We start from the raw sequence: 5,521 nt of genomic DNA, 5'->3' as shown, positions 1-5,521 counted from the left end.
CAATTATCTTTGAAAAAACATCTACAAGAACAAGATGTTCATTTGAAGTAGCAGGCTACGACCTTGGTATGGGTGTAACTTACCTTGACCCAACAGGATCTCAAATTGGCCATAAAGAATCTGTAGCTGATACTGCTAGAGTTCTTGGTAGAATGTATGACGGAATCGAATTTAGAGGATTTAAACAAGAACACGTAGAAGACCTTGCTAAATACTCAGGTGTTCCAGTATGGAACGGTCTAACTGACCAATGGCACCCAACACAAATGCTAGCTGACATGCTAACAATTGAAGAACACTTTGGTTACCTAAAAGGACTTAAATTTGTATACTTTGGTGACGCTAGAAACAACATGGCAAACTCTCTAATGGTAGTTTGTGCTAAACTTGGTGTTGACTTTGTAGCATGTGCTCCAAAAGAATTATTCCCAGAAGAAGACTTAGTTAAAGAATGTGAAAAAATCGCAGCAGAAAACTTCTCAACTATTACTCTTACAGAAGATGTAGATGCCGCAAGCAAAGACGCTAACGTAATCTACACAGACGTTTGGGTATCTATGGGTGAACCAGAAGAAGAATGGGAAAAGAGAATTAAAATCCTTAAACCATACCAAGTTACAAAAGAAGTTATGGAAAATGCAGACAAAGAAGCTATCTTCCTACACTGCCTACCATCATTCCACGATAAAGAAACAAAAGTTGGCCAAGAAATATTTGAAAAATACGGCCTAGACTCAATAGAAGTTACTGATGAAGTATTTGAAAGTGCTCAATCATTAGTATTTGACGAAGCAGAAAATAGAATGCATACTATAAAAGCAATTATGTATGCAACACTTTGCTAAAAATAAATAAATAATTTAGGACAGGATGGACCAGGCGGGAGGAATTAATCTTAGACTCTTGATTGTATTACTAGTCTAAGGCTAACTCTCCCAAGCCCTGGCCCATATAACAAAAAAGGAAATATAATGAAAGCAATATTAGATTTTATCTCGAACGTCACGAACTGGTTTTGGGGATGGCCAATCCTTATAGTATTAGTAGGCGGTGGTCTATTAATATCAATCAGAATGGGCTTTGTTCAATTAAGATATCTTCCTTTCATATGTAAGCAAACGTTTGGAAAGATGTTCTCATCAGACGTTGGCGGTGAAGGATCCGTATCACCCTTCCAGGCAGCAACAGCAGCCCTAGCATCATCAATAGGGGCAGCAAATATAGTAGTTGCACCATCTATAATCTTTACAGCAGGACCTGGTGCAATCTTCTGGATGTGGATAGTTTCCATAATCGGCCAAGGAACAAAATTTGCAGAAATTGTACTAGGTATTAAATACCGTGAGAAAAACGAAGATGGCGAGTTTGTAGGTGGACCATCATATACATTCAAAAAAGGTATAGGTGGTACTCTTGGTAAGGTAATGGGCTTTTTAGTTTCATTTTTCTTTATGATAGAAATTTTACCATCAATTACCATGCAAACTATAGCAGCAGTAGGCCCACTTGAACAATTAGGCCTAAGCCGTGTAGTAGCAGCAGTAGTTATTACAATTTTAGTAGTATTAGTAGCCTACGGCGGGATAAAAAGAATCGCTCAATTTACAGAAAAAATGATCCCAATCATGTCGGCTGTATATATAATAGCAGGCATTGTAATTATATTTATGCATATTGATCAACTACCTAATGCTTTTAGGATGATTTTTGTCGGTGCCTTCAATCCAAGGGCAATAGTAGGCGGAGTTGCGGGAGGAAGCCTTCTTCAACTAATAAAGGCAGGAGCAGCAAGGGGATGCTACTCTAACGAAGCAGGTATGGGATCTGCATCATATGCCCATGCTACAGCAGTTACAGACCACCCAGTTCGTCAAGGTATGTGGGGTATATTTGAAGTAATCGCAGATACAGGCATAGTTTGTACAATATCAGCCCTCTTAGTCCTTGTAACAGGACTTTGGGAAAACCCAGAAATGCAAGATATAGGTGTTGAAAGAGCCTTTAACACAGCCTTTGGTCAAATCGGTACAGCAGTTATAGCTATTTCCCTATTCCTATTTGTTCTTTCAACAATTATAGTAATAGTATTTTATGCAGAAAAACAAGGTGAATACCTTTTTGGTACAGCTATCGGCAAGATAGTAAGGCTTATAGCATGTGCTATGATTCTTCTAGGTGGATTCGTATCATTTGAAAACGCTGCTACTTTCCTAGATGCAACCCTAGGTCTTGTAGTATTTACAAACATGGTGGGTATGATTATGTTAAGTGGAGAAATTAGAGAATTAGTTGATGATTTCTTTAAAAACCCTAAATTCTACCCAGGTAAAAAAGATAAATAAGTAAAATTGTACTTTGTGTAAAGGAGTATAAAACTAAAAATATCCGATTTTTCGGATATTTTTAGTTAAAAGCTGAAATCTATATTAAAGTAGTTTCTTGATGAGGATAATTTAATGGATGAGTTGAAATTAGATAAGACTATAAAAAAGGACGTTAGTAAGGAAGTTTTTATCTTTTTGGCGGTATTTTTGGGGCTATTTATATATATGGGCTCACAAATGGGCGGCACAAATATGATAAAGACCATGATGCTTACTTCATATGACCTTTTGATGAATGTATGCTTTTATTTGATGGCTGTCGCAGTCTTGGCGGGTGGTATATCTGCTATATTTTCAGAATTTGGTGTAATAGCCTTGGTAAATAAGCTTGTATCAAAGATAATGAAGCCAATTTATGACCTGCCAGGTGCATCGTCTCTGGGCATGCTAAATTGCTTCATGTCTGATAATCCAGCCATTCTTACCCTGGCAGCTGATGATAACTTCAGAAAGTATTTTAAAAAGTACCAGATGCCGGCCCTAACAAACCTGGGTACATCTTTCGGTATGGGTCTTATTACAGTCACATCTATGATGGCCCTTCCAGTTGATAATGCAATCAAGGGTGCCCTAGTGGGCATTCTTGGTTCTGTAGTAGGATCTATTATTTCAGTCAGACTAATGATTAGAAAGACAAAGAAATATTACGGCACAGAAGACATGGTAGAAACTAAGGGGACTAGACACGTACCGGATGGCTATAGGAAGGTAAGGGAAGGATCAGTTGGGGCAAGATTTATAACAGCCATTCTCGAAGGAGGTAAGGTTGGAGTTGATATGGGCCTTGCTATAATCCCAGGTGTCTGCCTAATATGTACCCTGGTTGTCATGCTGACAAATGGACCAGGACCAGAAGGCTTTACAGGTGAAGCCAACCAAGGCATAGCCGTCCTACCAATGATAGGAGAAAAACTTTCATTTATCATAAACCTACTCTTTGGGTTTAAGTCACCAGAGGCCATAGCTGTCCCAATAACAGCCCTTGGCTCTGCAGGTGCGTCCCTCGGGTTAGTGACAGAAATGTCAGGCAGAGGTGTAGTTTCTGCAAATGATATAGCAGTTTTTACATCAATTTGTATGTGCTGGTCAGGATACTTATCAACCCATATAGCCATGATGGATGCCCTTGAAACAAAAGAGATGACAGGAAATGCAATATTGTGCCATACTATAGGAGGATTTGGAGCGGGAGTTGCTGCCCACCTTATATATATGGTACTAGGATAGGAGAAAAATGGACATAAGTAAGTATTCACAGTCTGCTGTTGAGATAATCAAGGAGGCAAATAAGATTGCAATTAGAAAGAACAATGTAGAAGTTTCAGACCTGCATATCTTCTATGCAATCTTAACCCTAGAAGAGAAGTTAATAAGGACATATTTTAAAGAATTAAAGGTGATATACCAAGAAATCTTGGAAGATACAGAAAATGCCTTGACTAAGCTAAGGTCCGCCAAGGGGATTAGCTCTCTTTATACATCTAGGTCCTACCAAAGGGCTCTTTTGATAGCAGAAGAGATTTCTAGAAATCAGTTTGAAGAAAAAATCAAGACCGAACACCTTTTGCTAGCCCTCTTAAGGGAAGAGGATATGCCCACAGCCAAGCTTTCAAGGGGCCACGGCCTTAGCTATGAAAACTTAAACCAACTAGTTGCCAAGAAATTTAATGAATACCTGCTTAAGGGTGTTGACCAAGAAACCATTATAAGACTTGAAAAATACGGGACAGTCCTTACAAAGGAAGCCATAGAAGGAAGGCTAGATCCGGTTATAGGCAGGGAAGAAGAAACCAGAAATGCCATCAGAATCCTATCAAGGAGGATAAAAAACAACCCGGTCCTCATAGGAGATGCCGGAGTTGGTAAGACTGCCATAGTCGAAGGTATTGTCCAAAGGATAGTGGCAGGCGACGTGCCAGATGACTTAAAAGATAAGATTATATTCTCCCTTGATATGACAAGTCTTGTTGCAGGAGCAAAATACAGGGGAGATTTTGAAGAAAGACTTAAAAAAATCCTTGAAATAATAAAAGACTCCAAGGGCAGGATAATCCTCTTTATAGATGAAATCCACAACATAATTGGAGCAGGGTCTACATCAGGAACCATGGATACAGCAAATATCCTAAAACCGATGCTAGCTCGTGGTGAGATTTTGACTATAGGAGCAACCACCATCGAAGAATACAGGAAATTTATCGAGGTGGATAAGGCTCTTGATAGGCGTTTTCAAAAAATCCTTATAGAAGAGCCAAGTGTAGAAACATCTATCGCTATCATGAGGGGGATAAAGTCTAAATACGAAAACCACCACATGATAAAGATAAGTGACCCAGCTATAACAGAAGCGGTCAAATTATCAAAAAGATTTCTAACAGAGAGAAAGCTTCCTGATGTAGCTATAGACGTAATAGATGAGGCCTGTGCCCAGGTAAAGATGGCCAGAGACCAGAAACCAGAAGAGCTTGATAACCTCCACAGGGAGATAATTCAGCTAGAGATGGAAAATATAGCCCTAAAAAACGAAAAAGACAGCCTATCAAGTCACAGGTCTAAAGAAAAGGAAGAAAAAATAAAAGAGCTTGAAAGTAAACTAGCCAAAAAGACTGAACTTTATAACAAGGAAAAAGAAAGACAAGAATCCATAGTCAAGCTCGAAAGAGAAATAGATATCATAGCCCTTGAAATAGAGGAAGCTAAGGATAAAAGAGACTTTGAAAACTTAGATAAGTTTGTAAATTTAAAAGAGAAAGTCACAGAGAAGTTAAAAAAGATAGAAGAAAGGGGAGAGTTTTATCCGCTAAAGACCAAGGTCGGCGTATCAGAAGTTAAGGATATAATCTCAAAATTAAGTGGAATGCCCAAGGCCAAGCTTCAATACGACAAGCTTGACTCTATAAAAAATGTCAGAACTAAGCTAAAAGAAGAATTCGTAGGTCATGATGATATGATCGATAAGATCATAAACACCTATATCATAGCAGAAGGCGGTCTATTTGAAAGGAAGAAACCTGTTTTGAGTTTTCTTGTTTCAGGACCCTCATCTTCGGGTAAATCATATATAGCGGGACTTTTGGCAGATTTCCTCTATGAGGGAGATAAGTCCCTACTTACTTTCGATATGAGTGAATTTACCG

The 5,521-nt window shown here is 38.6% G+C and carries 4 protein-coding genes; all 4 read left to right on the top strand.

The window, feature by feature from the left end:
• Positions 1–845: ornithine carbamoyltransferase (gene argF, locus Q0410_RS05150; RefSeq protein WP_299033786.1), on the top strand; the 845-nt coding region annotated here is incomplete at its 5' end.
• 126 nt (positions 846–971) lie between these two features.
• Complete coding sequence (locus tag Q0410_RS05145) at positions 972–2,342, top strand: sodium:alanine symporter family protein (protein WP_299033783.1); 1,371 nt, start codon at positions 972–974, stop codon at positions 2,340–2,342.
• Positions 2,343–2,456: 114 nt separating this feature from the next.
• Entirely contained in the window at positions 2,457–3,611 is a 1,155-nt protein-coding gene (locus Q0410_RS05140; protein ID WP_299033780.1) for a hypothetical protein, read from the top strand.
• A gap of 7 nt (positions 3,612–3,618) precedes the next feature.
• The coding region (locus tag Q0410_RS05135; RefSeq protein WP_299033777.1) for an AAA family ATPase at positions 3,619–5,521 on the top strand (1,903 nt) is incomplete at its 3' end.

Origin of the sequence: uncultured Anaerococcus sp., from assembly GCF_937934665.1 — a bacterium.
GTDB lineage: Bacteria > Bacillota > Clostridia > Tissierellales > Peptoniphilaceae > Anaerococcus.
Note: the sequence above shows the minus strand (reverse complement) of the source record. Positions and strands in the feature narration are given on the sequence as shown.

What these genes read in the sequence shown, in the direction of transcription:
- Q0410_RS05145 (WP_299033783.1), top strand. Translation starts at nt 972, where the DNA reads ATGAAAGCAATATTAGATTTTATCTCGAACGTCACGAACTGGTTTTGG.
- Q0410_RS05140 (WP_299033780.1), top strand. Translation starts at nt 2,457, where the DNA reads ATGGATGAGTTGAAATTAGATAAGACTATAAAAAAGGACGTTAGTAAG.